At 70.1% G+C, this 23,988-nt stretch carries 21 protein-coding genes and 1 CRISPR repeat array; of the genes, 12 read left to right on the forward strand and 9 right to left on the reverse strand.

All coding sequences use genetic code 11. The annotated features are described in order from the left end of the window. Positions 1-17 precede the first annotated feature (17 nt). The 4 genes from IGS68_RS05835 to cas6e all read right to left on the reverse strand — a co-directional run bounded on the left by IGS68_RS05835 (position 18) and on the right by cas6e (position 4,662). Complete coding sequence (locus IGS68_RS05835; protein ID WP_201078042.1) at positions 18-596, reverse strand: HNH endonuclease; 579 nt, start codon at positions 594-596, stop codon at positions 18-20. Then, entirely contained in the window at positions 593-2,755 is a 2,163-nt protein-coding gene (locus IGS68_RS05840; RefSeq protein ID WP_206379350.1) for an ATP-dependent DNA helicase, read from the reverse strand. The genes IGS68_RS05835 and IGS68_RS05840 overlap by 4 nt, the downstream gene beginning before the upstream one ends. A 32-nt stretch (positions 2,756-2,787) precedes the next feature. Beyond that, positions 2,788-3,936, reverse strand: coding sequence for a hypothetical protein (locus IGS68_RS05845; protein ID WP_201078046.1), 1,149 nt, complete (start codon positions 3,934-3,936; stop codon positions 2,788-2,790). An 81-nt stretch (positions 3,937-4,017) separates the two neighbouring features. After that, positions 4,018-4,662 carry a type I-E CRISPR-associated protein Cas6/Cse3/CasE gene (cas6e, locus tag IGS68_RS05850; RefSeq protein ID WP_201078048.1) on the reverse strand — a complete coding sequence of 215 codons (645 nt, stop codon included), beginning with the start codon at positions 4,660-4,662 and terminating at the stop codon, positions 4,018-4,020. A gap of 1,388 nt (positions 4,663-6,050) precedes the next feature. On the opposite strand from cas6e, the gene IGS68_RS05855 reads away from it, so the two are divergent. The 3 genes from IGS68_RS05855 to IGS68_RS05865 all read left to right on the forward strand — a co-directional run bounded on the left by IGS68_RS05855 (position 6,051) and on the right by IGS68_RS05865 (position 7,257). Beyond that, positions 6,051-6,236: a hypothetical protein gene (locus IGS68_RS05855; RefSeq protein ID WP_201078049.1), complete on the forward strand. Its 186-nt coding sequence runs from the start codon at positions 6,051-6,053 to the stop codon at positions 6,234-6,236. A gap of 117 nt (positions 6,237-6,353) precedes the next feature. Next, a complete protein-coding gene (locus IGS68_RS05860; RefSeq protein WP_201078050.1) occupies positions 6,354-6,974 on the forward strand; it encodes a hypothetical protein in 621 nt (206 codons plus the stop codon). A 130-nt stretch (positions 6,975-7,104) separates the two neighbouring features. Beyond that, positions 7,105-7,257 (forward strand): hypothetical protein, encoded by a 153-nt coding sequence (locus IGS68_RS05865; protein WP_201078051.1) that lies wholly within the window; start codon positions 7,105-7,107, stop codon positions 7,255-7,257. Between the two features lie 190 nt (positions 7,258-7,447). After that, a CRISPR array of direct repeats spans positions 7,448-11,705; the repeat unit is 36 nt; unit sequence CCTGTCGTCAGCCCCCGAAATCGGGGCTGCCCCAGG. Between the two features lie 68 nt (positions 11,706-11,773). Here IGS68_RS05865 and IGS68_RS05870 read toward each other — a convergent pair. Together IGS68_RS05870 and IGS68_RS05875 are read right to left on the reverse strand one after the other, a co-directional pair. Next, complete coding sequence (locus tag IGS68_RS05870; RefSeq protein WP_201078052.1) at positions 11,774-12,478, reverse strand: hypothetical protein; 705 nt, start codon at positions 12,476-12,478, stop codon at positions 11,774-11,776. 42 nt (positions 12,479-12,520) lie between these two features. Further along, the gene (locus IGS68_RS05875) at positions 12,521-13,225 is read right to left on the reverse strand and encodes a hypothetical protein (RefSeq protein WP_201078053.1); all 705 of its coding nucleotides are present in this window, start codon (positions 13,223-13,225) and stop codon (positions 12,521-12,523) included. Between the two features lie 336 nt (positions 13,226-13,561). Here IGS68_RS05875 and IGS68_RS05880 point away from each other — a divergent pair, with 336 nt between their 5' ends. The 9 genes from IGS68_RS05880 (at position 13,562) to IGS68_RS05920 (ending at position 19,305) form a co-directional block, all read left to right on the forward strand. After that, the gene (locus IGS68_RS05880) at positions 13,562-13,999 is read left to right on the forward strand and encodes a DUF6194 family protein (RefSeq protein ID WP_201078054.1); all 438 of its coding nucleotides are present in this window, start codon (positions 13,562-13,564) and stop codon (positions 13,997-13,999) included. A 324-nt stretch (positions 14,000-14,323) separates the two neighbouring features. Beyond that, positions 14,324-14,605, forward strand: coding sequence for an integration host factor subunit beta (ihfB, locus tag IGS68_RS05885; RefSeq protein ID WP_037458738.1), 282 nt, complete (start codon positions 14,324-14,326; stop codon positions 14,603-14,605). Between the two features lie 83 nt (positions 14,606-14,688). Beyond that, positions 14,689-15,096, forward strand: a complete 408-nt coding sequence (locus IGS68_RS05890; RefSeq protein WP_201078056.1) for a lipopolysaccharide assembly protein LapA domain-containing protein — start codon at positions 14,689-14,691, stop codon at positions 15,094-15,096. A gap of 37 nt (positions 15,097-15,133) precedes the next feature. Further along, complete coding sequence (gene lhpI, locus IGS68_RS05895; protein ID WP_201078058.1) at positions 15,134-16,069, forward strand: bifunctional Delta(1)-pyrroline-2-carboxylate/Delta(1)-piperideine-2-carboxylate reductase; 936 nt, start codon at positions 15,134-15,136, stop codon at positions 16,067-16,069. A 37-nt stretch (positions 16,070-16,106) separates the two neighbouring features. Beyond that, positions 16,107-17,255, forward strand: a complete 1,149-nt coding sequence (locus IGS68_RS05900) for an NAD(P)/FAD-dependent oxidoreductase (RefSeq protein WP_201078060.1) — start codon at positions 16,107-16,109, stop codon at positions 17,253-17,255. Between the two features lie 31 nt (positions 17,256-17,286). Continuing rightward, positions 17,287-17,988 (forward strand): orotidine-5'-phosphate decarboxylase, encoded by a 702-nt coding sequence (gene pyrF / locus IGS68_RS05905; RefSeq protein WP_201078062.1) that lies wholly within the window; start codon positions 17,287-17,289, stop codon positions 17,986-17,988. A gap of 9 nt (positions 17,989-17,997) precedes the next feature. Continuing rightward, positions 17,998-18,639 carry a phosphoribosylanthranilate isomerase gene (locus tag IGS68_RS05910; protein ID WP_201078064.1) on the forward strand — a complete coding sequence of 214 codons (642 nt, stop codon included), beginning with the start codon at positions 17,998-18,000 and terminating at the stop codon, positions 18,637-18,639. Between the two features lie 14 nt (positions 18,640-18,653). Beyond that, on the forward strand, positions 18,654-18,923 hold the full coding sequence (locus tag IGS68_RS05915) for a 2TM domain-containing protein (protein WP_201078066.1): 270 nt from the start codon (positions 18,654-18,656) through the stop codon (positions 18,921-18,923). Positions 18,924-19,020: 97 nt separating this feature from the next. Continuing rightward, positions 19,021-19,305 carry an acylphosphatase gene (locus IGS68_RS05920; protein ID WP_201078068.1) on the forward strand — a complete coding sequence of 95 codons (285 nt, stop codon included), beginning with the start codon at positions 19,021-19,023 and terminating at the stop codon, positions 19,303-19,305. A 3-nt stretch (positions 19,306-19,308) separates the two neighbouring features. On the opposite strand, the gene ligA is transcribed toward IGS68_RS05920, so the two are convergent. From ligA to IGS68_RS05935, 3 genes are read right to left on the reverse strand one after another with little or no spacing between them, the layout of a single operon-like run. Beyond that, a complete protein-coding gene (gene ligA, locus IGS68_RS05925; RefSeq protein ID WP_201078069.1) occupies positions 19,309-21,423 on the reverse strand; it encodes an NAD-dependent DNA ligase LigA in 2,115 nt (704 codons plus the stop codon). Continuing rightward, the gene (gene recN / locus IGS68_RS05930; RefSeq protein ID WP_201081123.1) at positions 21,423-23,102 is read right to left on the reverse strand and encodes a DNA repair protein RecN; all 1,680 of its coding nucleotides are present in this window, start codon (positions 23,100-23,102) and stop codon (positions 21,423-21,425) included. Before recN ends, ligA begins: the two co-directional genes overlap by 1 nt. Positions 23,103-23,110: 8 nt before the next feature. After that, positions 23,111-23,935 (reverse strand): outer membrane protein assembly factor BamD, encoded by an 825-nt coding sequence (locus IGS68_RS05935; protein WP_247881196.1) that lies wholly within the window; start codon positions 23,933-23,935, stop codon positions 23,111-23,113. Positions 23,936-23,988 lie beyond the last annotated feature (53 nt).

Genomic DNA, 23,988 nt, shown 5'->3' on the forward strand with positions numbered 1-23,988 from the left:
TCACCGTAGGCCGGGGCTCACGGCTGGGGCCAGTCGCGCCGGCGGGCGGGCAGGTGGAGCGGCTTGCCGTCGAAAACGCGGTAGTGGCCCAGCGCCTGGGGGGCGAAGACGGCGCGGAGGTCTGGGGTGATGGTCATCAGCCCCTCGTCCAGCAGGGCGTGGATGTCGGCCCGCAGCAGGATGCCGTCCCGGACCTCGTTGGAGGTCCGGAAGTCCCGCAGGTGGGCGGCCTCAAGCGCCGCTTCCACGTCGCAGTCGGTCACGGCGCAGCGGCCGCCATAGGCATCCAGGAGGCGCCGGCGGAATTCCTGCTGCTCGGGACGGAGCTGGCGCCGGCCGCCGGTGATCGCCCCGGGATCCCCCCAGGCGGTCAGGGAGATGCCGCCCTCGGACCGGAAGCGGTCTTCCTCCGGCAGCTCCCGCAGGTCGGTGAGGATCAGGTCGTTGCCGTCGATCGCGGCCACGATCGCCTCCCCCCGGATCAGGCCGGCGCGGTCGCGCAGCTTCACCCGCTGTTTGGCCAGGGCGGGGTCCGGCGGCTCTCGGAGATGCTGGCGGGTGGCGGAAGGGGCGTCGGTGTCGATAATCAGCGTCATGGCGCTTGCGGGGAGGGGACGTGGGGGTGGATCTCCGCGCGGTCCCACGGCGAGAACGGCCCTTTGCGGAACCGTTCCGGGATCGTCGCGATGAAGCGGACGAACGGCTGGGCCTGCCCCTGGGAGAGCCCGCGCCGGCGGTCGCGGACGATCTGGTCGGGCAGGGGGAAGCGCGGGTCGGCGATCCAGACCTTGGCCTCGTCGTCCGGCCTCCGCAGGGCGCGGCCGAGGCCCTGGCGGAAGCGGCGGCGCGCCTCGTCCAGGGTGCGGGTCCTCAGGATGCCGTTCGCGACATGCTCGGCGTCGTACCCGGCGGCGGTCAGGACGCGGCGGAGAAGTTCCCCCTCCACCGGATCGGGCGGCGCGAAGGGCAGCCGGGTGATGACGAGGTGCTGGACCATTCCGGGAAGGTCCAGCCCGGCCCAGCCGGCCGGCGTGACCAGTGCCGCGGGGTTGGACTCCCGGTAAGCCGGCAGCCAGCCGTCCAGCCGGGTGCCCCTGGCATGGGCGACGAGGCCGGGGACCCGGGCGGCCAGCTCGGCGGCGTCCGTGTAGGAGGTCGTCAGCACCAGCACCTTGCCGGGCTTCTCAGCCGCTTGCGCCTCCGCCATCGCGGCGCGGACCATGCCGGCGGCATAGTCCAGGAACTGTGACGTGGAGCCGGTGAGGGCGCCGTCGGCATCCTCCGGGTCTTCGTCCTGGTTGGGGCGAGGAGCCTTGCGGTCGGCCAGCACGAAGGAGAGCTTGCCGAACTGGCCGGTGGAGGTCCGCGTGCTGTGCCGGCTGACGGACTCCTCCCGGCGGATGCCGACCTCGCGCTCGAAGGCGGGGAAGCGGACCGGCCGGTCGCCGCCCGATCCAGGCGGAGGGTCGGACGGCGGGTCCAGGGTGGCCGAGGTCAGGATGATCTTGGCGGGGCCGGCGGGCTCCCCCTCTCCGGTGGACTTCCAGAGACGGGAGAGCAGCCGGCCGGGCCGCAGCGCCGACACCACGAAGGACGGTTCCTGCCCGAAACGCCAGACGATGGCGGAGCCGCTGTAGCGGTCCCTTTTGGGGTCGTTTCCGCCGTTATGGCCGGCGAAGCGGCGCAGGCCCTCCGCCATGCCGACAAGCGAGTCCTTCAGCGCGTGGTCTTCGGAAGCGCCGCGCGCGGCGGCCCGCAGCGCCTCGGCGATGGCCTGAGCATGCCCGACGGCCTGGTCGCGGACGGTGCCGGGCACCAGGACCACGGCCCTGTCGTGGCCCGGCTTCTCGTGACGGCCCGGCCGGGGGCGGATCGTTTCCGACCAAGCCTGGAAGGCCGCGACCGCGGAGTCCAGATCGGCGGAGTCCAGGGCGGCCTCCCCCAGGGATTCGACGGCGGATGTCAGCATTTGTAGCGATATCCGCCGCTCCGCCATGCCGGCGGCGACCGCCGGGATCGCGTCCGCCTCGTCCAGGATCAGGATGCCGGGAGCTTCCTGCCGGCGAAAATCCCCGCGCAGGGCCTGGATGAGGGTCAGGGCGTGGGTTTGCACCAGCAGGTCGGCGTTTTCATTGGCGTCCTCCTTGTGCTTCTCGTAGGCGGCGCGGTCCGAGGCCGGGCAGGTGGCGAGCAGGCAGATTTCACCGGGGGTCAGGCCGAAGGGGAGCGGGGTGTTGGCGTCGATCCACGCCTGGATCTGGCCGCCGGAGGGGTCCTTGGTATCCTTGGCCCATTGTTCGAGCGATTTCAGCGCCTCTTTGTCAGCATCCGTCATCATTCCGGGGCTCGAATGCGCGGCCATGGCCTGCCCCAGCCGGCTGTACGACAGGAAATTGCGCATGCCGAGCCGGACCCCGACGCTGGGCCGACGGCCGGTCTCCGCCTCGATCCAATCCAGCATCTTCCCCGTGGACTCGCTCCTGGCGATCTGGTGCAGCAGCGTCAGGGTATGGGTGCTGACGATGACGCGGGCGCCGGTCTCCGCCCAATGGAGGAGCGCCGGAACCAGATAGCCCCAGGTCTTGCCGACGCCGGTCGGGGCTTCGGCGAGCATCAGGCGGGTGTCGTCCTTCAGGAAGCCCGCGACATGGTCGGCATATTGGAGCTGGGGACCGCGCACCGGCCCGTTCTGGTGGAACACCCGGCGGACGCGCTCGTCGAAGCTCTCCGCGCGGTCCTGGTGACCCCCGGTCATGTCAGCATGCGTCATCATCCGTGGCCTTGCGGTCAGTCCGGGGAGCGCAGGTCGAAGGCGCGCGACCGGGCGGGAAGGTCGCTCCGGATCGCCAGCGCGTCGAGCATCACCGGATGGTCGGTGTCGATCTTCAGGCCCCGGTAATTGTCCATCGCGATCGTGCCGGCCGGTTCCGCCGGGGCGCCGCGCCGGGCGACGGACACGGACCATGATCCCGTCACCTCGCCGCAGCCATGGGCGACGTGGGCGCCCAGCACCGGCGCCAGCGCGAAGCGTTCCAGCGCGGCGAGGAGAAGCGCCAGCTCGACCGGCGGGACCTGGTCGGCGACGATGCGGTGGCGCATCTCCAGCCCGACCGGCAGGGCCTCGTACCCGGCCAGCGGCTGCTGGATGTTGACCTTGCCGCCGGCGCGCTCGAACGCCGCCTTGGCGTCGGCATCGAGCCGCGCGACCTGTTCCGTCAGCTCCTTGACCTTCTCGGGATCGGCCGTCCTGGACCGTCGCTGCTCTCCGAGCTTCCTCTTGGCCTGCTCGGCCTGGTTTTCCAGCCGGTTGCCCTCCAGCCGGAAGTCGTTGCGGGTCAGGAAGTCGTTGGCGGCGTCGGCGTCGAACAGCTCCAGCAGGGCGGGCTGGCGGGCGAACGGGTCGTGCCGCGCTCCGACTCCGAGATGGCCGGGATCGGCGAGCGGGACGGCGGGGATGCCGTGGCCGACGCGCAGGTTGCCGCCGACATCGATCGCCATGGCCCCGAACAGGCTGACCAGCGGGTTGCGCAGCCGGAAATCGCGCACCGCCTGGAGATCGACGCCCTTGGTGTCGTCGGCGCCGCCGCCTTCGTCCTTGCGGTCCTTCACGCCGCCCAGCGCCAGCAGAAGATAGTCGTTGGGGGTCAGCTTCGGGGCGCCGTTCTCCGCCAGCAGGTCGATCGCCGCCGCGACCGCCGCCCGCCGCAGCGCTCCCCGGATGGTCGAGGCGGGGAGGTACGCGGTCATCCGCATGGAGCCGTCCTCCATGATCGGCATGCGCGGCAGGCGCTGCACCCGGTCGCCGTCGTCGCGCTCGCCCTGGGGTTTCGGCGGGCTGACCGCGATCGGCGAGACCGCCGTGAGCGTGCCGTCGAGGATGACGGTGAACTTCGCGTCCGGGGCGGCGCCGGTCGGGGCGGGGGTGGTCTTGGTCATGTCGGGTCGGTTCCGGAGGCTGGCGCGGTTGCGCGGGAGGGCGGGCGGAGGAGACGGCGGGCGGGGCTTCAGGCCGGGGCTTCAGGCCGGGGCGATGCGGAGCAGGCCGAAGCCCCAGGCGCGCCCGTGCCCCAGGCCGACGGCCAGGGTGCGGGCGAAGGCGGCCCGGTCGGTGACGACCAGCCGGCCGGCGAACAGGGTGTCGTCCAGCCAGAAGCGGCGGCCCTTGCGGGTGATCCAGCGCTGGGCGGTGCTGTTCACCGATTCCACCACGCGGAACCCGCCGGCGGCGGCGTGCCGGTCCAGCCAGGCGACCCGCGCCGCAGAGTTCTCCCGGCGGACCGGCCGGCGCTTGCCGCCGGCATGCTTCATGGTCAGGGTGGCGTGGACATGGAACACGGCTTCCTGCCCGGCGTCCGGAACGGCCACGGGGACCGCCTTCTCCAGCAGGTGCGGCGGCAGCGCGGGGCTGCGCACGACGCACACCGCCCGGTCGCCGTCCCGCTCGACCGTATAGAGGTAGCGGGTCTGTTCCCGCGTGCCGATGGTCAGCTCCAGCGTCTGGTGCAGGGCATAGGTGTCGGCGGCCAGCACCGGGGGGACGCCGAAGCACACCTCGAACAGGGGCTGGGTCTCGGGCTGGGCGGGGCCTTGGTCCGCCGGATCCTGGTCGGCCGGGGCGGCGGGCCGTTCCGGGATCGGGGGCAGGTACTTGTCGAGCAGCATGGATCTTTCCTGCCGGGGCTGGACGGGACTGCAACCGGAGATGCTTGAGGTTTGGCGGGCGAAAACTTGACGTATCGGGGCCTATGCTTGGCCGGAGCCGGAGGGAGCCTGATTATCCTGCAAATTTTGGCTGCGCGGCAGTATCGGGTCAATGACTAAATGAGGATTTTTCTATTCGAGTGCTAATGAATACTTGCATGTGGAAACGCCCCGCCGCCTCTTGTCATCATATGTCATCAAGCATCATCATCGGGACGCGGGCCGGGAGCTGGTTGCGTCGAGCTTCAGGATCGCCAGGACAAAGCCGTGGGGACGAAGAAAAGGGATCCTTCTCCGTATGCTACAACTTTTTCTAGAAAATCTGTAGGTCGAGTAGAGCAAAACGGCACCCGACATCAACGCGCCGGCTTTGTCGGCTACCGCTTCGCTATCGCCGACGACCTACGGGCGCCGACCTGTCAGCCCTGCACGGTGGTTTTGATCGGTTTGCCGTAGGTCGGCCTCGGCCGAAGGCCGACGCCGATATCGTGGCCGGAGCGTTGACGCAGGGTGTCGGCGTTCGCCCTGACGGGTGAAGGCCGACCTACGTCACCCCGCTCCGCAGAAATCATCAAAATCACTGTGCAGCACCACTACGGGCAAGGGTGCCTGGGTCGCTCTATGCGAAGTCTCCCGGTCGGATCGGAAGGTACAGGAGTCGCGTTAAGATTTTCTTCCCTTCCGGCCTAGCCCAAACCCTTCGGCCCCGAAAGCCGGGGGATCACGGATGCACACGGATTCGCACGGATGCACACGGGTCGGTGACGGGGCGCGGGAGTTGCCGATACCGGGAAAACTTTTCGGGAGTTACCCATAAAGTTTTCATGAACGTTGACACGCTCGCGGTCTCGTCGCAGAGTCCGCATGCCTCGGTACCCGCCGGGCGGCCGGGCAGGGAGTTGGAGCTCCCAGGCCCGACCTGACCACCGATCCTCTGGTTAAGGACACAATCGATGGCTGGTGTCACGTTTAGCACAACCGGCGCACTGTTGCGCCAATCTTTGTTCTCCGCCGCCGCAGGGGCTTCGGCCCTTGCGGCGGCGGGAACACCCTGCGTCTTCCGCGCCGTCCGCCTGCGGCCCGGTCCGGTATCGGGCTGAGGGGCAGGGCGCCATAGGCTTTTCCGGGTTGTGGGCATCGGTGATCGGCGAGCCGTGAACGCTTGCCGTAACGCTGCCGCCTGCCGTTCCGGTCGCCATGGTCCGGCCCTGCGATCGCTCTCGTGATCCGCTTCCCCTGATCCGCTCCCGACTCGATGTTCCGATGAACCGCATGGCTGCGTGAAGGCGCTTTCCAGAATGAATGACGACGACTCCCCTCCGGGGAAGCGGGGCGGCGATTCCCCGACGATGGGTTTTGCCTTGGACGTTCTCGGCCTGTTGAAGGACTGCGGCGTGACCCTGACCGAGATCGAGCCGACCGACGCGATGATCGCGGCCGGCATGGCCGTTTCCGGCATCGGCGAGGAACGCACCCGCGCCACCTTCCGCGCCATGGTCGCGGCGGGCGGCGAGCCGGTGAAGCGGCTGCAATAGTCCTCCCCCCCTCATGGGGGCATGATCCGCGGGACGGCGCGGGAGCGGGCTTGTCGATGACGGGTCCGGTCCCGTCGTGCTGCCCGCGGCGGCGATCCAATTCAACGCGGAGCGACCATGTGCGCCTTGCATCGGGGAGGAACCCTGACGCTCGACCCCGAGCCATGCCCGGCCGAAGGGTACCGGTATCCCGGCTTCCCCTGGCTGACCGGACATCCGGCGCTGGACGCCCTGCTGACGCTGTGGCGCCGGGAGCAGCGCTGGAACGAGCGGCGCCCGCCGCGCTATTCCGAGATCGCCCCGCACCTGCTGATCCCCGGTTGCGCCGGTTTCGTCCTGGCGCGGGACCGGGGCGGCATGCGGTCGCCGCAGTGCTTCGGCATGTTCCCCGCCGCGGCCGGCCTGCTGGGTCTTCCGGAGAACTTCGCCGGGACCGACTGGCGCGACCAGGAGCGGCGGCGCCCGGTCGCCGCGCTGATCCGGAAGGCGGCGCGGAGCGGGATGGCGGTTCGGGGCACGGTCTCGCCGGGGCCGCTGACATGCAGGCCGGACGGCGTTCTGGTCGCCGTCGGCGTGCCGCTGGCGCCCGAGCCGGTGAATGGGGAAGGCAACGGGGTGGGGAATGGGGTGGGGAACGGGGCGGTGCGGGAGAAGCCGGTGATCCTGGCGGTGTCGTGGCCGCTGCGGGAGCGAAAACCTTGGGGAGAGGTCAGCGGTTTTGCAGATGTACCTGCATAATGGTACTGATCGACAGTACGCTAGGGGCGCCGTTGGCGTATCAAAGGAACTTCACCCTGAACTCGACGTTAGCGTCCGGGGGATGTGTAGCCATAAATTATATCAACGTGCAATGCGCGGGAGAGAGAATATGAGCGAGCAGGAGCTTTACGAAGCATTCCGGACAGCATTCATTGCGTCGGGCAAGTCCATGGGTGAGGAAATGAAAGGGCTGTCGTGCCTCTATCGGAACTGGCGCCATCAGACGGACGTGCCGGCGGAAGAGGCGCAGAAAGCAGCCTGATTGCCGCTGCGTTTCCCGCATCCCCCAGGGGGAGCGGCAACTTATTGCCGCTGGGATCGATAAAGGGGCGTCTGGAAGGCGCCCCTTTTTTATTGTTTGCCGCCTTGGGTTCCGCCGCCCCGTATCGTCAAGCATGGCTCGAAATCGGGGCTGCCCTGGGCGCCAACGTCTTCACCGGCAGGGCAGCGCTTCTGTCGTCAGCCCCCGAAATCGGGGCTGCCCCAGGCGCCATGCCGTCGGCGAAGGCGGCCACCTCCCTGTCGTCAGCCCCCGAAATCGGGGCTGCCCCAGGCAGGGCCAGCAGAAGGGACAGGGTGAGCCACCTGTCGTCAGCCCCCGAAATCGGGGCTGCCCCAGGCAACCCAAAGGTCGAGTACATCATCCTCCGCCTGTCGTCAGCCCCCGAAATCGGGGCTGCCCCAGGGCTGCCGGTGTGCCAAGTGACGGCATGGCCCCTGTCGTCAGCCCCCGAAATCGGGGCTGCCCCAGGGCAAGCAATCGTCATCGCAAGCCAGAAGGGCCTGTCGTCAGCCCCCGAAATCGGGGCTGCCCCAGGCCCGCGCGCCATGGCATCCATGAGCTGCGCCTGTCGTCAGCCCCCGAAATCGGGGCTGCCCCAGGCTCGTCCGGGCGACAGCGAACCATTCCGACCCTGTCGTCAGCCCCCGAAATCGGGGCTGCCCCAGGGGTCTCCCTGGTACCACGCCTTGTCGCCCACCTGTCGTCATCCCCCGAAATCGGGGCTGCCCCAGGTTCCAGCGGCAGGCCCAGGAGCCCGCCCAGCCTGTCGTCAGCCCCCGAAATCGGGGCTGCCCCAGGCCCGGCGCGGTGCGGGCAACGGTCCCGAATCCTGTCGTCAGCCCCCGAAATCGGGGCTGCCCCAGGCGGCACCGACCGCGCGAGCATCCCGGAGCGCCTGTCGTCAGCCCCCGAAATCGGGGCTGCCCCAGGACGAAAGCCTGCCGGGCGGCGTGCGCCTCTACCTGTCGTCAGCCCCCGAAATCGGGGCTGCCCCAGGGGCCAAGGCGAAGGCCCGCCAGGGCGCGCGCCTGTCGTCAGCCCCCGAAATCGGGGCTGCCCCAGGGGGGCCTCAGGGTCCCCTTTAGTCATTCTCCTGTCGTCAGCCCCCGAAATCGGGGCTGCCCCAGGCGCCAGAGCGCCAGGACGGCGCGGAGTTCGACCTGTCGTCAGCCCCCGAAATCGGGGCTGCCCCAGGTCCGGCCGGACCCAATCGCCGACCTGACCACCTGTCGTCAGCCCCCGAAATCGGGGCTGCCCCAGGGGAGCTTTTCGAGCGGCCCGAGCGCCCGGACCTGTCGTCAGCCCCCGAAATCGGGGCTGCCCCAGGAGAACACGTCGCCCTGGCCGAACGTGTATTCCTGTCGTCAGCCCCCGAAATCGGGGCTGCCCCAGGCGTCCGGTGGAGTGGTCATGCCGCGTCCTGCCTGTCGTCAGCCCCCGAAATCGGGGCTGCCCCAGGCCGGTTGTGGATCATCATCATCGCGTTCGCCCTGTCGTCAGCCCCCGAAATCGGGGCTGCCCCAGGGGCGGCGACGTGGTGATCGAGATGGCGGACCTGTCGTCAGCTCCCGAAATCGGGGCTGCCCCAGGTCTCGCCGGCCGCGTCCGCGATCGTCGCCTCCTGTCGTCAGCCCCCGAAATCGGGGCTGCCCCAGGCAAGGCCAGCGGCGCCCAGGTCAAGCGCGACCTGTCGTCAGCCCCCGAAATCGGGGCTGCCCCAGGTGACGGGATCCGTGCGATACGGCCTCTACGCCTGTCGTCAGCCCCCGAAATCGGGGCTGCCCCAGGCTACCGCACCGTCGAGGCGTGCGCCGCCGACCTGTCGTCAGCCCCCGAAATCGGGGCTGCCCCAGGGCCGGCCGGTGCCGTCGCGACGAGCCAGCGCCTGTCGTCAGCCCCCGAAATCGGGGCTGCCCCAGGGCGCGTCGAGCGCCTGCCGACCCTCCGCCACCTGTCGTCAGCCCCCGAAATCGGGGCTGCCCCAGGCAGTCGCGGTACGCGTCGATGATCTCGCGCCCTGTCGTCAGCCCCCGAAATCGGGGCTGCCCCAGGCCGTGGTCGTTGAGGTCGCTGGCGGCCACCCCTGTCGTCAGCCCCCGAAATCGGGGCTGCCCCAGGCCGATGGCGGCCGGGCCGAGCTGAAGAAGGCCTGTCGTCAGCCCCCGAAATCGGGGCTGCCCCAGGTCGTGTCCCTTGCGGCCTGTGAGACCACTGCCTGTCGTCAGCCCCCGAAATCGGGGCTGCCCCAGGGTGCTGGATGAAGAGGACCGCGATGAGGCGCCTGTCGTCAGCCCCCGAAATCGGGGCTGCCCCAGGAGGATACGATCCGGCATCCTGTGCTTGGGCCCTGTCGTCAGCCCCCGAAATCGGGGCTGCCCCAGGGCGGGGTCAGCAGGTGGACGGCCGCCGAGCCCTGTCGTCAGCCCCCGAAATCGGGGCTGCCCCAGGCTGCGGCCCGGCGACCGCAAGGGCAAGGTCCCTGTCGTCAGCCCCCGAAATCGGGGCTGCCCCAGGTGAGTTCGTAACGAAGACAAACCCGTTCGGCCTGTCGTCAGCCCCCGAAATCGGGGCTGCCCCAGGCGCGCCACCCGAAGCACGCCGTCATACTGCCCTGTCGTCAGCCCCCGAAATCGGGGCTGCCCCAGGGCCTCGTCCGGCGGGGCGATCGCGTCGGCCCCTGTCGTCAGCCCCCGAAATCGGGGCTGCCCCAGGCCGGTATCCCGCGATGGTGGCGGCGATCCACCTGTCGTCAGCCCCCGAAATCGGGGCTGCCCCAGGACGGGGAGATATACGGCTTTGGGGCTGGTGTCCTGTCGTCAGCCCCCGAAATCGGGGCTGCCCCAGGCTGCGGTCATCGGCGGCGTGATCATCATGCCCTGTCGTCAGCCCCCGAAATCGGGGCTGCCCCAGGGGATCGGACAGGCTCATCCCGCCGATGGCGCCTGTCGTCAGCCCCCGAAATCGGGGCTGCCCCAGGATTCCACTCACCATGTTGAGGGCGCTTTGGCCTGTCGTCAGCCCCCGAAATCGGGGCTGCCCCAGGGCCGCGTGGTGCGACGGGTGGAGCGGTCAGCCTGTCGTCAGCCCCCGAAATCGGGGCTGCCCCAGGTTCGGCTGGTGACGACCGAGGAGGCCAGCCCCTGTCGTCAGCCCCCGAAATCGGGGCTGCCCCAGGGGAATATCCAAACATCAGGAGAGACAGGCACCTGTCGTCAGCCCCCGAAATCGGGGCTGCCCCAGGGCTCCAGGCCGACGCCCGCCGACGACGGCACCTGTCGTCAGCCCCCGAAATCGGGGCTGCCCCAGGTGCTTCGGCGCGGTCGGGATGTCGTCGGACCCTGTCGTCAGCCCCCGAAATCGGGGCTGCCCCAGGACGCCGCCAGGATGGTGTTCGGCTCGCCCTCCTGTCGTCAGCCCCCGAAATCGGGGCTGCCCCAGGGTCATACAACTCGTCACGTCGCCCGATTACCTGTCGTCAGCCCCCGAAATCGGGGCTGCCCCAGGGGATGGTGCGGGAAATTCGAGGGGCAAGGCCTGTCGTCAGCCCCCGAAATCGGGGCTGCCCCAGGCTTCGACAGATGCGCGGCCATGCCGGATTTCCTGTCGTCAGCCCCCGAAATCGGGGCTGCCCCAGGGTGATCGGCGAACACGCGCACCAGGTCGTCCCTGTCGTCAGCCCCCGAAATCGGGGCTGCCCCAGGAGGTGACCTTCGCTCAGTATCGCCGTGCTGCCTGTCGTCAGCCCCCGAAATCGGGGCTGCCCCAGGGCCGCACCACCGTTGATCCGGCCTCGGTATCCTGTCGTCAGCCCCCGAAATCGGGGCTGCCCCAGGCCATACTGGCCTTTGGTCAAATTGGAGGTCCCTGTCGTCAGCCCCCGAAATCGGGGCTGCCCCAGGTGCGGTCGTCGATGGGCGTCGGCCTGGAGCCCTGTCGTCAGCCCCCGAAATCGGGGCTGCCCCAGGCCGCCGGGCCGTCGTCGCCTTCACCGTGCTCCTGTCGTCAGCCCCCGAAATCGGGGCTGCCCCAGGAGAGGGCGTTGCCGACCTGCAACGCGTCGTCCTGTCGTCAGCCCCCGAAATCGGGGCTGCCCCAGGGGATGTTCTGCAGTTCATGCGCCTGGATGACCTGTCGTCAGCCCCCGAAATCGGGGCTGCCCCAGGCGACCGTGCATCCGTCCGTGCGGAGGGTTTCCTGTCGTCAGCCCCCGAAATCGGGGCTGCCCCAGGTGCGGCATGTCCGGCGTGCTCGACCTGACCCCTGTCGTCAGCCCCCGAAATCGGGGCTGCCCCAGGGAATGCAAGGCGGCGGCGATGGCATGGTGCCCTGTCGTCAGCCCCCGAAATCGGGGCTGCCCCAGGGGCCGAGCCGTTCATGGTCGAGGTCAACCACCTGTCGTCAGCCCCCGAAATCGGGGCTGCCCCAGGAGATGTTGTACTAAAACATTGATCCAACTCGCAAAAACACCCAAAAAATTCTGCGGACTTCACTCCCCTCATGCGGTTTCGGCCTGCTTCGCGAGTAGAACGGCGGTTTGGATTTCCGTTCTGTTCGCCTCGGTCATGGCGTCCAGGATGTCGTGCAGGCGGTCCAGGCCGATGCCGAGCTGGTCGGCGATCGCCTTGAACTCTCGGTCGATCCAGTCGCCGTCGAACTTGCCGCTGTTCGGCTTGCCGGGCACCGAGCGGCCGCCGTCGCCGGCGTCGCGGCGGCGGGCGAGGTCCAGCGCCTTTCGGCACAGGTCGATCTTCAGGCCGGACAGGAGGGCGGCGAGAGCTTTGGTGCGGGGGTGGTTGACCCAGACCGCTCCCTTGGCCGTGCTGATCGACACCACGGTTCCCATGTTGAGGACCAGGTCGTCGGGGCCGACGGCGGCCTGGGAGAACTGGACCAGCATGCTGGGCGGCGGCGGCGGGGCGGCAAGCAGGCCGTTGAGGAACAGCATGGGCTTGTCGATCCTGGGGCGGTGGTCGATCCACTCCGGCAGCGGCCGGCTCGGCTCGACGGGCAGGACCGCCAGGGTAGAGGCGCCGGTGACCACCAGCAGGCCGGTGTTGATCCGCAGCGTGCCGCCGCCGATGCGGGCATGGGTGCGGTTGATCGCGCGGTCCACGTCGGCCCGGCGGTCGCCGGTCTCCTCCTCCGGGGGAAGCCAATAGCGCGCCCAGCGCTCGAAGACGAAGTCAAGCCTGTCCACCATTCGAAATCTCCTGCGATGGGTCCGCCCCGCGGGCGTCCGGCTTCAGGGGCCGACCAGCATGGCGCGCATCTCGCGCGGGGACACGACGGGGCGGGACGGCACGGCGCAGAATTCCGGCTCGCAGGACCAGCGGGGGAACCCGGTCTTCGCCATGGTCGTGGTCACGCCGTCCTGCCGGCCGCCGATCTCCCGCCAGAGCGGCCAGGGGACCGCCCGGCCGGGCTCGCCGTCGGCCGTCATCAGGCCGAAACGGGCGTCGGCCTCGACCTCGACCTCTTCGACCTGGATGTCGGCGACCTCGCCCCAGCCCTGGGCGCGCTTCTTGCCGATCGCCTTGGCTCCGCGCAGCTCCTCCCGGACGGCGTCGGGGTCGCCCCGGCCGAACGCCCACAGGGCGCGGGGCAGGATCGCGGTGTAGGTGTCGAGCAGGCTCTTGAACTCGCCCCGGTGGATGCGGATGTTGGGCAGCTTCGCGCCCCGCTTCGGCCGCACCATGTCGGCGGTCAGCGTCTTTCCCGGATTGACCAGCCGGACCATGCTGACCGGCGCCTGCGGGGCCGGGCCTTCGGCGAACAGCATCGACGCCTTGTGGATCGCGCCGTGGCGTTCCAGCGGCAGGCCGTCCAGCGCCGCGCCGGCGTCGCCCAGCCGGTCGAAGGCGAGGCGGGCCAGCAGGCCGTCCAGCGTGAGCACGGGATTGAGGATGACCGGGGTGCCGAGCTCTATGCGGACGTAGAAGGCTGACATGCGAGATCGCTCCTGCCGGGGACGGCGCGGGGAGGGGAAGAAAAGGCGTCCGGGCGGGGTCTGGGGGCCGGTACCCGTCATCGGCTGACGATGGACGCTGGTCCTGTGCCCCGGGCCGGCCGGGGTGGTCCCGATCGGGCCGGCGCCGGGAGCGGCCGCTTCGCCCGCAGGGGTCTTCCAGTAAAGGGGATTCGCGCAAAATTCAAGGTATGTTTGGTTCGCGGCTGGCGAGGGTTGACGTGTCGCAGGGAGTTTCTTTCGCGAAAGTGGTAATTGGGGGCGTCTGAAAGCCGGGGAGGATGCGCTGTGACGCCGGAGGAGATTCATCGGTATATCATGGAGACGTGCGCGGAGGTGCGGGTGATCCCCGGGCCGGGCCAGGACGAGTATTTCTACAATCCGGAGGACCGCTTGGAACAGGGGACGCACATGGCGACCCTGAAGCGGAAGGACGGGAAGGGCGACAAGGCCAGCCGGCTGGATCGCGGGGGGCTGTTCCGCCTGGATCTGGGGGTGCCGAGGGAAACCTATGTCGAGCTGTTCGGCCGGCTGCGGAAGACACCTTCCAAAGGCGACGTGATCGCGGGACCGTGGGACTTCACGATGATAGACACGCTGATGCCCCATCCGAGCTATGGCTGGGACGGCTGGGTGAGCGTCATCAATCCCTCCGCAAAGACTTTCCAGGAGGAGTGCCGGCCGCTGATCGGGCTGGCCCATGCCCGGGCGGTCGCCCGGTTCAACGAGCGCATGGGCAAGAACGTATCGGGCTAGAGTTGCGCCCGATCAGGTTGGGCCGGGTTGGGGCAGCCGAAGCGATGCGTTGCGCCGTGGGCGCAACCTACGATCGACGGGCCGCATCACCTTTGCCTTGCATCGAGCCGTCGGTTGCGGCCATGGCGTAACATGGTGCGGCGAGTGGATCGGCGGGCTGCGTGGGCCGAAGCGGTCCGACCTGATCGGGGGCCGCTCTAAACTGTTGTATCATAAGAACTTACCTTGACGGTGCCGGTCCCGGCATGGCACCGTTGGGCTTGGCCGCGGAGAGAGATCCCCAGTTCAAGGGAACGCCCGCGCAACCAGGGAGAGTCGGGACCAATGACAAAGTCTGAACTGATTCTTCGTCTGTCCGAACAGAATCCGCACCTGTACCAGCGCGACATCGAGAAGATCGTCACCACCATCTTCGACGAGATATCGGAGGCGCTGGCGCGCGGCGACCGGGTGGAGCTGCGCGGGTTCGGGGCGTTCTCAGTGAAGAAGCGCGACGCCCGGGTCGGGCGCAATCCGCGCACCGGCGCCAGCGTCCACGTGACGCAGAAGTTTATTCCCTTCTTCAAGACCGGCAAGCAGTTGCGCGAACGTCTGAACACGGAGTAAGGGTCACTGTCCGCCGAGGCCGCGTCGCCGCGACCCTCGGCCGAGCCGCTCCGTGATTGAAGCTTCAAGAGGCGAGGAAGCCCGTGCGTTACCTGTCCTGGATCATCACCATCCCGATCGCCCTGGTCATCGTGTCGTTCGCCGTGTCGAACCGCGATCCCGTCGAGCTGGCCCTGTGGCCGCTGCCGTTCTCGATCACGGTGCCGATCTATGTCGCGGCGCTCACGGCGCTGGTCCTGGGCTTCCTGGCCGGCGGCTTCGTCGCCTGGAGCGCCGACCGCAAGCACCGCGTCGCCGCCCGCGTGCGCGGACGCAAGGCCGCCCAGCTGGAGCGCGAGCTGTCCCGCGAGCGGGAGGAGCGCACCGCCGCCGAGAAGCGCGTCGCCGAGGCGGCCCAGCGGCTGGCCGCGAGCAACGCGCCGATGCTGACGTCCGACGCCGCGGCGCGCCGGGTGCCGATGTCCCAGATCGAGACGGCCCGGGCGCAGTGACGCCGGCCGTGAGGCTGCAAGCAGTACGGAAGGGCTGATGAGGACTATCAGTGCCGCCGAGGTGGAGGCGGCCCTAGAGTTCGGGCCGCTGATCGAGAGGTTGCGGAAGATGTTCCGCTCGGGGTGCGACGCGCCGGTCCGGCACCACCACACCATCCCGACCTTCGACCAGCACGCCGCCACGCTGCTGGTGATGCCGGCCTGGCAGGTCGGCCGCTATATCGGGGTCAAGCTGGTCACCGTGTTCCCCGACAACGGGACGCGCGGCCTGCCCTCGATCATGGGTTCCTACCTGCTGCTGAGCGGCAAGACCGGCGCGCCGCTGGCCATGATCGACGGGCCGGCGCTGACCGTCAAGCGGACGGCGGCGGCCTCGGCCCTGGCGGCCTCCTACCTGGCGCGGAACGACGCCAGCCGGCTGCTGATGGTTGGGACCGGCGCGCTGGCGCCCCATCTGGTGCTGGCCCACGCGACCGTTCGGCCGATCCGCGAGGTGCTGGTCTGGGGCCGCGACCCGGCCAAGGCCGACCGGCTGGCGAAGCAGCTCAACCGGCGCGGGATGAAGGTTTCCGCGACTCAGGACCTGGAGGGGGCGGTGCGCGGGGCCGACATCGTGTCCTGCGCCACCCTGTCGCGCGAGCCGCTGATCCGGGGGGAGTGGCTGGCCGAGGGCGTCCACGTGGACCTGGTCGGCGGCTTCACGCCCGAGATGCGGGAGGCCGACGACGCGGCGATCGCCCGCGCCCGCATCTTCGTCGATACCCGCGAGGGCGCCACGAAGGAGGCCGGCGACATCACCCAGCCGCTGGCGGCCGGGCTGATGACGGTGGACGACATCGCCGGCGACCTGTTCGACCTGACCCGCGGCGACCGCGCCGGGCGGCGGTTCTATAATCAGATCACCCTGTTCAAGTCGGTCGGCACCGCGCTGGAAGACCTCGCCGCCGCCCAGTACGCCGTCGAAGTCACCTGAGGCGCGAAGGAATACTCGCGAAGGGATCCAAGGGATCATGGGAATGCATGTCGCGGTGGTCGGGGCCGGAATCATGGGCCTCTCCACCGCCTGGGCGCTCGCGCGCCGGGGGCACAGGGTCAGCGTCTACGACCAGCACGCGGTGCCGAACCCGCTGGGGTCCTCGGTCGACCAGCACCGGCTGATCCGCCACGCCTATGGGGCGGAGGGCGGCTACACCGACATGGTGGACGAGGCCTACGGCGCTTGGGAGCGGCTGTGGGCCGACCTGGGGCAGCGCCTGTACGAGCCGACCGGGACGCTGTGCATCGGCTCGATCGAGGATACCGCCTGGCTGCACGAGAGCGCCGCGACCCTGGCCGAACGCGGGCGGGCGGTGCGCTGGCTGTCGGGGGCGGCGCTGGCGGCGGAGTTCCCGCTGATCGAGGCGCGCGGGATCCGGGAGGCGTTCCACCTGGAGACCGGCGGCGTGCTGCTGGCCGGGCGCATCGTCGAACTGCTGGCGCACCATCTGCCGGGCCGCAACGTCACCATCCATCCCCATGCCGCCGTGCTCGACCTGGACCCGGCGACGGCAACGATCCGGCTGGCCGACAGGTCGGTGGTGCGGGCCGACGCGCTGGTGGTCGCGGCGGGGCCGTGGGTGCCGCGGCTGGTGCCGGAATTGGCCGGGCGGGCGGTGCCGTCCCGGCAGGTGCTGACCTACCTGACGATGCCGGAGGGGCTGCGCGCGGCTTGGGCGAAGCACCCGATGGTGCTGGACATCGACCCGGACTGCGGCTTTTACCTGGTGCCGCCGGTGGCCGGGACGGGCATGAAGATCGGCGACCACCGATTTACCCTTGCCGGCGACCCGGACCGGGACCGGGAGGCCGGGCTGGAGGAGGCGGAGCGCATCTGGGCGTTCGGCCGCGCGCGGCTGGCCGATCCGGACCGCTATTCGATCGCCAGCGCCGCCACCTGCTTCTATACCTGCGAGAAGGACGAGCGCTTCGTCGTCGAGCCGCTGGACGGGGCGGGAGCGTCGGGGGGACGGGCCTGGGTGATGACCGGATTCTCCGGCCACGGCTTTAAATTCGGCCCCGTGCTGGGCGAACGCATGGCGGCGGCCTTGGAAAACCCGGACCTGGGACCGACATTGACCTCGTGGGCCGCCGGCCGCCAACCCGTCCCGCGGGACCAGTGACGGAGCGGGACACAATGACGGATACATCATCATGACCTCGCCGGCCTCCCGGATCTTCGTTTCCATCGACACGCCCGAGATCGACGCCGCGCGCGATCTGGCCGAGCGGCTGACCGGCTTCGTGGGCGGGGTCAAGCTGGGGCTGGAATTCTTCTGCGGGCAGGGGCCGTCGGGCATCCGGGCCGTCATGGGCGGCGTGCGGCTGCCGCTGTTCCTGGACCTGAAGCTCCACGACATCCCCAACACGGTCGCGGCGGCGGTGCGGGCGGTGCTGCCGCTCCAGCCCACTTTCCTGACCATCCACACCGGCGGCGGGCCGGCGATGATGCGGGCGGCGGCGGAAGCGGCCTCCATGACCGACCTGCCGCGGCCCCGGCTGCTGGGCGTCACGGTGCTGACCAGCCTGGACGACGACGACCTGGTGGCGGTCGGGCAGGGCGTCCCGGTGCTGGACCAGGCCCGGCGGCTGGCGGCGCTGGCCCGGTCCTCCGGCCTGGACGGGGTCATCTGCTCGCCGGCCGAGGTGGCGGCGCTGCGGGCCGAGTGCGGCGACGATTTCGTGCTGATGGTGCCGGGCATCCGGCCGGCCGGTTCCGCCGTGGGCGACCAGAAGCGCGTGATGACCCCGCGCGACGCGGTCGAGCAGGGGGCGGACTTCCTGGTCATCGGGCGCCCGATCACCCAGGCGCCGGACCCGGCCGAGGCCGCCCGCGCCATCGTCGGCGAACTTTAGGAATCGGACATGACTGTTCAGGTGAAGATCTGCGGCGTCAGCCATCCCGGCGCGGTCACCGCCGCGGTCCAGGGTGGGGCGCGCTATATCGGGCTGGTGTTCTACGAGCGCTCGCCCCGGCACGTGGCCCCGCCCCTGGCGGCGGAGCTGGCGCGCATGGTGCCGACGGGCGTCAGGACGGTCGGGCTGTTCGTCGATCCCACGAACGAGTACCTGGAGCATGTGGTGAGCCAGGTGCCGCTCGACCTGATCCAGCTCCACGGCGACGAGACGCCGGAGCGGGTCGCGGAGATCCGGGCCGCCTTCTCCATGCCGGTGATGAAGGCGATCAAGGTGTCCTCCGCGGCGGACCTGGACGCCGCCGAGGCCTATGCCGCGGTGGCCGACCGGCTGCTGTTCGACGCCAAGCCGCCGGCCAAGGTCGCGGCCCTTCCGGGCGGCAACGGCATCGCCTTCGACTGGACCATCCTGACCGGGCGGACCTGGTCCAAGCCCTGGATGCTGTCGGGCGGGCTGACCGCGGACAACGTCGCGGAGGCCATCGCGGTCAGCGGCGCCGCGTCGATCGATGTCAGTTCGGGGGTCGAGGACCGGCCGGGCCACAAGGACCCGGACCTGATCCGCGGCTTCCTGAAGGCGGCGGGCCGCTGAGCCGGGGCGGGGCCATGGAAGAGCTGCCGTCCGAAGGCGAGCCCAGGGAAGAGCCCAGGGAAGAGGTGGAGGAACGGGATGAGGCCGGCCCGGCGAAGCGCCGGCTGCGCGGGTTCCTGAACCACCTGATCATCTATTTCTCGGCCATGATCCTGCTGGTGCCGATCAATTTCCTGCTGACGCCGGGCAGGGTCTGGTTCGTCTTCCCCCTGGTCGCGTGGGGAGCGCCGCTGGCGATCCACGCCGCCTTCGCCATGGGGCTGTTCGATCGATGGAAGCGGTGAGGAGGGTGCGCGTCCCGCGCACCACGGGCGGCGGGACGCCGCCCCTCCACCACTGGCAACGTCATCACCGATCCAAGGGTTTGCGGGGTTCGCGTCCATGAATGACACCAAGGCGGTCAACGTCACGGTTTCGGGCAAGGTCCAGGGGGTGTGGTACCGCGCCTGGACGGTCGAGGAGGCGCGCTCGCGCGGGCTGGTCGGCTGGGTGCGCAACCGGAACGACGGGACGGTCGAGGCGGTCTTCGCCGGGCCGGCCGGGCAGGTGGACGACATGGTCGAGGCCTGCCGGCGGGGACCGAAGCACGCCCGGGTCGCCGGCGTGGCGGTCGCGCCGGCGGGTTACCCGAGCGTGGACGGGTTCGAGCAGCGGGCGACCTATTGACCCCTACTGCGAGGCGACGAGGTCCAGCCACTCCTGCTCGGTCAGGGTGGTGAGGCCGAGGTCGCGGGCCTTGGTCGCCTTGCTGCCGGCATCGGCGCCGACCACCACATAGTCGGTCTTGGACGAGACGGAGCCGGCCACCTTGGCGCCGAGGGACTCGGCCCGGGCTTTGGCCTCGCTGCGGGTCACGGTTTCGAGGGTGCCGGTGAACACGACCGTCTTGCCGGCGATGGGCGAGGACTGGACCCTGGGCGGCACGAAATCGGTGACGGCGACCCCGGCGGCCAGCAGGTCGTCCAGCACTTCCAGATTATGCGGCTCGGCGAAGAAGCCCAGCAGGTCGTCGGCGACCGAGGGGCCGATCTGCTCGATCCCGATCAGCTCGCCATAGGCTTCGGAGCCGTGTACCTGGGCGGCGGCCATCTGCTCGCGCCAATGGTCGAAGCCGCGGTAGCTGCGGGCCAGCAGGCGGGCGGTGGTCTGGCCGACCTGGGGAATCCCGAGCGCGAAGATGAAGCGGTCGAGCGGGATGCTGCGGCGGGCGTCGATGCTGTCGAACAGCTTGGCCGCCGACTTCTCGCCCCAGCCGTGGCGGTTCTTCAGCCGGGTCAGGCTGGCGGCGTCCTTCTCGCGCAGGCGGAAGATGTCGCCGGGCCGGCGGACCATGCCCTCGTCCCAGAATTCCCGGATGATCTTCTCGCCCAGCCCTTCGATGTCGAAGGCGTCGCGGCTGACGAAATGGCGCAGCCGCTCCACCGCCTGGGCCTCGCAGATCAGGCCGCCGGTGCAGCGGCGGATCACCTCGCCCTCCGGCCGGACGGCGGCGCTGCCGCATACCGGGCAGTGGTCGGGGAAGACGTAAGCTTCGGAGTCGGCCGGGCGCTTGTCCAGGACGGCCTGGACGATCTGCGGGATCACGTCGCCGGCGCGCTGGACGACGACGAGGTCGCCCTTGCGCACGTCCTTGCGCCGGATCTCGTCCTCGTTGTGCAGGGTGGCGCGGCTGACCACGACGCCGCCGACCGTCACCGGCTCCAGCTCGGCCACGGGGGTCATGGCACCGGTCCGGCCGACCTGGATGGTGATGTCCTTCAGCCGGGTCTGGGCCTGCTCCGCCGGGAACTTGTGGGCGATGGCCCAGCGCGGCGCCCGGCTGACGAAGCCCAGCCGGTCCTGCCAGTCAAGCCGGTTGACCTTGTAGACGACGCCGTCGATGTCGAAGGGCAGGGTGCTGCGCCGCTCCTGCACCTGGTCGTAGTAGCGCAGCAGCGCGTCGGCGCCGCAGCACAGCTCGGCCGGCTTGTTCGGGCGGAAGCCCCAGTCCTCCAGCCGCCGGCGCACCTCCCACTGGGTCGTGCCCAGCGGTTCCGACACCTCGCCCCAGGAATAGCCGAAGAAGCCCAGGGGCCGCGACGCGGTGATCCTGGAGTCGAGCTGGCGCAGGCTGCCGGCGGCGGCGTTGCGCGGGTTGGCGAAGATCGGCTTGCCGGCGGCGGCCTGCCGCTCGTTCAGGGCCATGAACTCGGCCCGGTCCATGTAGACCTCGCCGCGCACTTCCAGCACGTCCGGGACCGGGCCGGCGAGCTGCTCCGGCACGTCGCCGATGGTCCGGACATTGGCGGTGACGTCCTCGCCCTCCTGTCCGTCGCCGCGGGTGGCGGCGAGGACGAGCCGGCCCTTCTCGTAGCGCAGCGAGCAGGACAGGCCGTCGATCTTGGGCTCGGCGACGAACTCGACCTGGTCCGCCTCCTTGATGTTCAGGAAGCGGCAGATGCGCTGGACGAATTCCTGGACGTCCTCGCCCGCGAAGGCGTTGCCCAGCGACAGCATCGGCACGGCGTGGCGGACCTTGGCGAAGCCCGCGGCGGGGGCGGCCCCGACCTTCCGGGACGGGCTGTCGCCGCGCTTCAGCTCGGGGAAGCGCAGCTCGATCGCGTCGTTGCGGCGGCGGAGCAGATCGTAGGCGGCGTCGGAGATCTCCGGCCGGTCCTGCTGGTGGTACAGGGTGTCGTGGTGGGCGATCTCCGCCGCCAGGGCCGCCAACTCCTCGGCGGCCTGCTCGGGGGAGAGTTCGTCGGCGGGGATGTCGCGGACGGCTTCGCGGGCGCCCGCCGTCATCAGCCGTGCCCCGCGATCAGGCTTTCCGCGGCGGCGCGGGCCTCCTCGGTGACCTTGGCGCCGGAGAGCATGCGCGCGATCTCCTCGCGCCGCTGCCGGTCGCCCAATTCCACCACTTCCGTCGTCACCCTTTCCTCCGAATCCTGTTTCTGGACCTGCTTCTGCACCTTCAGGTGATGGGCGCCGCGCGCCGCCACCTGGGGACTGTGGGTCACCACCAGCACCTGCCGGTCGCGTCCCAGCTTGGCCAGCCGCTCGCCGACCGCCGCCGCGACGGCGCCGCCGATGCCGGTGTCCACCTCGTCGAACACCAGGGTGGGCACGGTGCCGACCTGGGCCAGCACCACCTTGAGCGCCAGCATGAAGCGCGCCAGCTCGCCGCCGGAGGCGATCTTGTTGATCTGGCCGGGGGGAGAGCCCGGGTTGGTCGCCACCAGGAAGGCGACGCGGTCGATGCCGTCGGGACCCCAGGAGGATTCGTCCAGCGGCTCCAGCGCGGTGGTGAAGCGGGCGCGGTCCAGCTTGAGCGGCGGCAGCTCGCGGGCGACCGCGGCGTCCAGCTTGCCCGCGGCCTTGCGGCGGAAGTCGGACAGGCGTTTCGCCGCCTCCAGATAGGCGTCGCGGGCCTGGGCCGCCTCGCGGGCGAGCCGTTCCAGCGCGTCGCCCTGGTCCTCGATCAGGTTGAGGCGGCGCGACATCTCCTCGCGGAGCGCCGCCAGCCGGTCCACGTCCACATTGTGCTTGCGGGCGGCCGCTCGGAGCGCGAACAGCCGCTCCTCCAGCTTCTCCAGCGCATTGGCGTCCATGTCCTCGTCGTTGGAGAGCGCCTGGAGGGTGGCGACCGCGTCGGCGACCTCCGCCAGGGCGCGGTCCAGGGCGCCGATCACCGGCTCCAGCCGGCCGCCGGCCTTGTCGATGATCCGCATCAGCGCGCGGTGGGCGCCGTTGAGGCCGCGTTCCACGCCGCGCTCGCCGGCCAGCTCGCCGAAGGCGGCGTTCAGCGCCTCGACCACCTTCTCCCGGTGCATCATGACCGTGCGGGTCTCGGCCAGCTCCTCCTCCTCGCCGGGGCGGGGCCGGAGCTCGTCCAGCTCGGCGACGGCGTGGCGGAGATAATCCTCCTCCGCCCGGGCGCGGGCGATCTCCTCCGCCGCCTCCTCGCGCGCGGCCTCGACCTGGCGCCAGGCGCGGTACGCGGCCGAGACCTGCGCCGCTATGGTGGCGAGGCCGGCATAGGCGTCCAGCACGGAGCGGTGGGTCTGCGGGTTGAGCAGGCCGTGGGTGTCGAACTGGCCGTGGACCTCGACCAGCGTCTCCCCCAGGCGGCGCAGCAGGGTCACGCCGATCGCCTGGTCGTTGACATAGGCGCGCGAGCGCCCGTCGGCCGTGACGACCCGGCGCAGGACGAGGGTGTCCTCGATCTCCAGCCCCTGCTCGCGCACCAGGGCCACGGCCGGGTGGTCCTCCGGCAGGTCGAACTCCGCGGTGACGGAGGCCTGGTCGCTGCCGTGGCGCACCAGGGTGCTGTCGCCCCGGCCGCCGAGCGCAAGGCCCAGCGCGTCGAGCAGGATCGACTTGCCGGCACCCGTCTCGCCGGTCAGGACGCACAGCCCCGCGTTCAGCGACAGGGACAGACGCTCGATCAGGACGACGTCGCGGATCGACAGCGCGACCAGCATGGGCTGCCTTAGAACACCGAGGCCCAGGCCCGGCTGATCCATGATTTGCTGCTGCTCTCCGGCCGCACGTTCGCGTCCACCAGCAGGGCGTAGCTGTCTACGTACCATTCGCTGCCCGGAAAGTTGTGACCCAGCACGGCCGCCGCCGCCTGCGCCTCGTCCACCACGCCGAGGGCGAGGTAGGCTTCGGTCAGGCGATGCAGGGCTTCCGGCACGTGGCTGGTGGTCTGGTATCTCTCGATGACGGTGCGGAAACGGCCGATCGCGGCGTTCTGATGGCCTTGGCGCAGGTAGTAGCGCCCGATCTCCATCTCCTTGCCTGCCAGATGGTCATTGGTCAGGTCGATTTTAAGCGCCGCATCGCGGGAATAGGGCGATTCCGGGAAGCGCCGCGTGACCTCGCCCAGCGCGTCGAGCGCCTGCTGGGTGATCCGCTGGTCGCGGCCCACGTCGGTGATCTGCTCGTAATAGCAGAGCCCCTTCATGTAATAGGCGTAGGCGATGTCGTCGCTGCCGGGGTGGAGCTGGATGAACCGGTCCAGCGCGATGATCGCGTCGTCGTAGGCCAGCGCCTGGTAATGGGCGTAGGCCGCCATCAGCTGCGCCCGGGTCGCCCATTGCGAGTAGGGGTGCTGGCGCTCGACCTCGTCGAACAGGCGCGCCGCCTCCTTGTACCGTTCCTCATCCATGGCGGCGGCCGCCTCGGAATAGATCGTTTCGACCGGGCGCTCGACATAGGGCGCCTCCTCGGTGGACGCGCACGCGGCAAGGCTCAGGCCGAGCAGGGGGGCGGCGACCAGGCGGATCAGGGCGGGAGACAGACGGGTCATCATCGACATTTCACACGGGGTACGGAGTTGGCGCCTGTATAGCACGCTCCAACCCG

Origin of the sequence: Skermanella sp. TT6, assembly GCF_016653635.2 — a bacterium.
Lineage (GTDB): Bacteria > Pseudomonadota > Alphaproteobacteria > Azospirillales > Azospirillaceae > Skermanella > Skermanella cutis.

Bases quoted from the DNA above. Each gene is read 5' to 3' on its own strand.
- IGS68_RS05835 (WP_201078042.1), bottom strand. From the start codon at position 596: ATGACGCTGATTATCGACACCGACGCCCCTTCCGCCACCCGCCAGCAT.
- IGS68_RS05840 (WP_206379350.1), bottom strand. From the start codon at position 2,755: ATGACCGGGGGTCACCAGGACCGCGCGGAGAGCTTCGACGAGCGCGTC.
- IGS68_RS05845 (WP_201078046.1), bottom strand. From the start codon at position 3,936: ATGACCAAGACCACCCCCGCCCCGACCGGCGCCGCCCCGGACGCGAAG.
- cas6e (WP_201078048.1), bottom strand. From the start codon at position 4,662: ATGCTGCTCGACAAGTACCTGCCCCCGATCCCGGAACGGCCCGCCGCC.
- IGS68_RS05855 (WP_201078049.1), top strand. From the start codon at position 6,051: ATGGGTTTTGCCTTGGACGTTCTCGGCCTGTTGAAGGACTGCGGCGTG.
- IGS68_RS05860 (WP_201078050.1), top strand. From the start codon at position 6,354: ATGTGCGCCTTGCATCGGGGAGGAACCCTGACGCTCGACCCCGAGCCA.
- IGS68_RS05865 (WP_201078051.1), top strand. From the start codon at position 7,105: ATGAGCGAGCAGGAGCTTTACGAAGCATTCCGGACAGCATTCATTGCG.
- IGS68_RS05870 (WP_201078052.1), bottom strand. From the start codon at position 12,478: ATGGTGGACAGGCTTGACTTCGTCTTCGAGCGCTGGGCGCGCTATTGG.
- IGS68_RS05875 (WP_201078053.1), bottom strand. From the start codon at position 13,225: ATGTCAGCCTTCTACGTCCGCATAGAGCTCGGCACCCCGGTCATCCTC.
- IGS68_RS05880 (WP_201078054.1), top strand. From the start codon at position 13,562: ATGGAGACGTGCGCGGAGGTGCGGGTGATCCCCGGGCCGGGCCAGGAC.
- ihfB (WP_037458738.1), top strand. From the start codon at position 14,324: ATGACAAAGTCTGAACTGATTCTTCGTCTGTCCGAACAGAATCCGCAC.
- lhpI (WP_201078058.1), top strand. From the start codon at position 15,134: ATGAGGACTATCAGTGCCGCCGAGGTGGAGGCGGCCCTAGAGTTCGGG.
- IGS68_RS05900 (WP_201078060.1), top strand. From the start codon at position 16,107: ATGGGAATGCATGTCGCGGTGGTCGGGGCCGGAATCATGGGCCTCTCC.
- pyrF (WP_201078062.1), top strand. From the start codon at position 17,287: ATGACCTCGCCGGCCTCCCGGATCTTCGTTTCCATCGACACGCCCGAG.
- IGS68_RS05910 (WP_201078064.1), top strand. From the start codon at position 17,998: ATGACTGTTCAGGTGAAGATCTGCGGCGTCAGCCATCCCGGCGCGGTC.
- IGS68_RS05915 (WP_201078066.1), top strand. From the start codon at position 18,654: ATGGAAGAGCTGCCGTCCGAAGGCGAGCCCAGGGAAGAGCCCAGGGAA.
- IGS68_RS05920 (WP_201078068.1), top strand. From the start codon at position 19,021: ATGAATGACACCAAGGCGGTCAACGTCACGGTTTCGGGCAAGGTCCAG.
- ligA (WP_201078069.1), bottom strand. From the start codon at position 21,423: ATGACGGCGGGCGCCCGCGAAGCCGTCCGCGACATCCCCGCCGACGAA.
- recN (WP_201081123.1), bottom strand. From the start codon at position 23,102: ATGCTGGTCGCGCTGTCGATCCGCGACGTCGTCCTGATCGAGCGTCTG.
- IGS68_RS05935 (WP_247881196.1), bottom strand. From the start codon at position 23,935: ATGATGACCCGTCTGTCTCCCGCCCTGATCCGCCTGGTCGCCGCCCCC.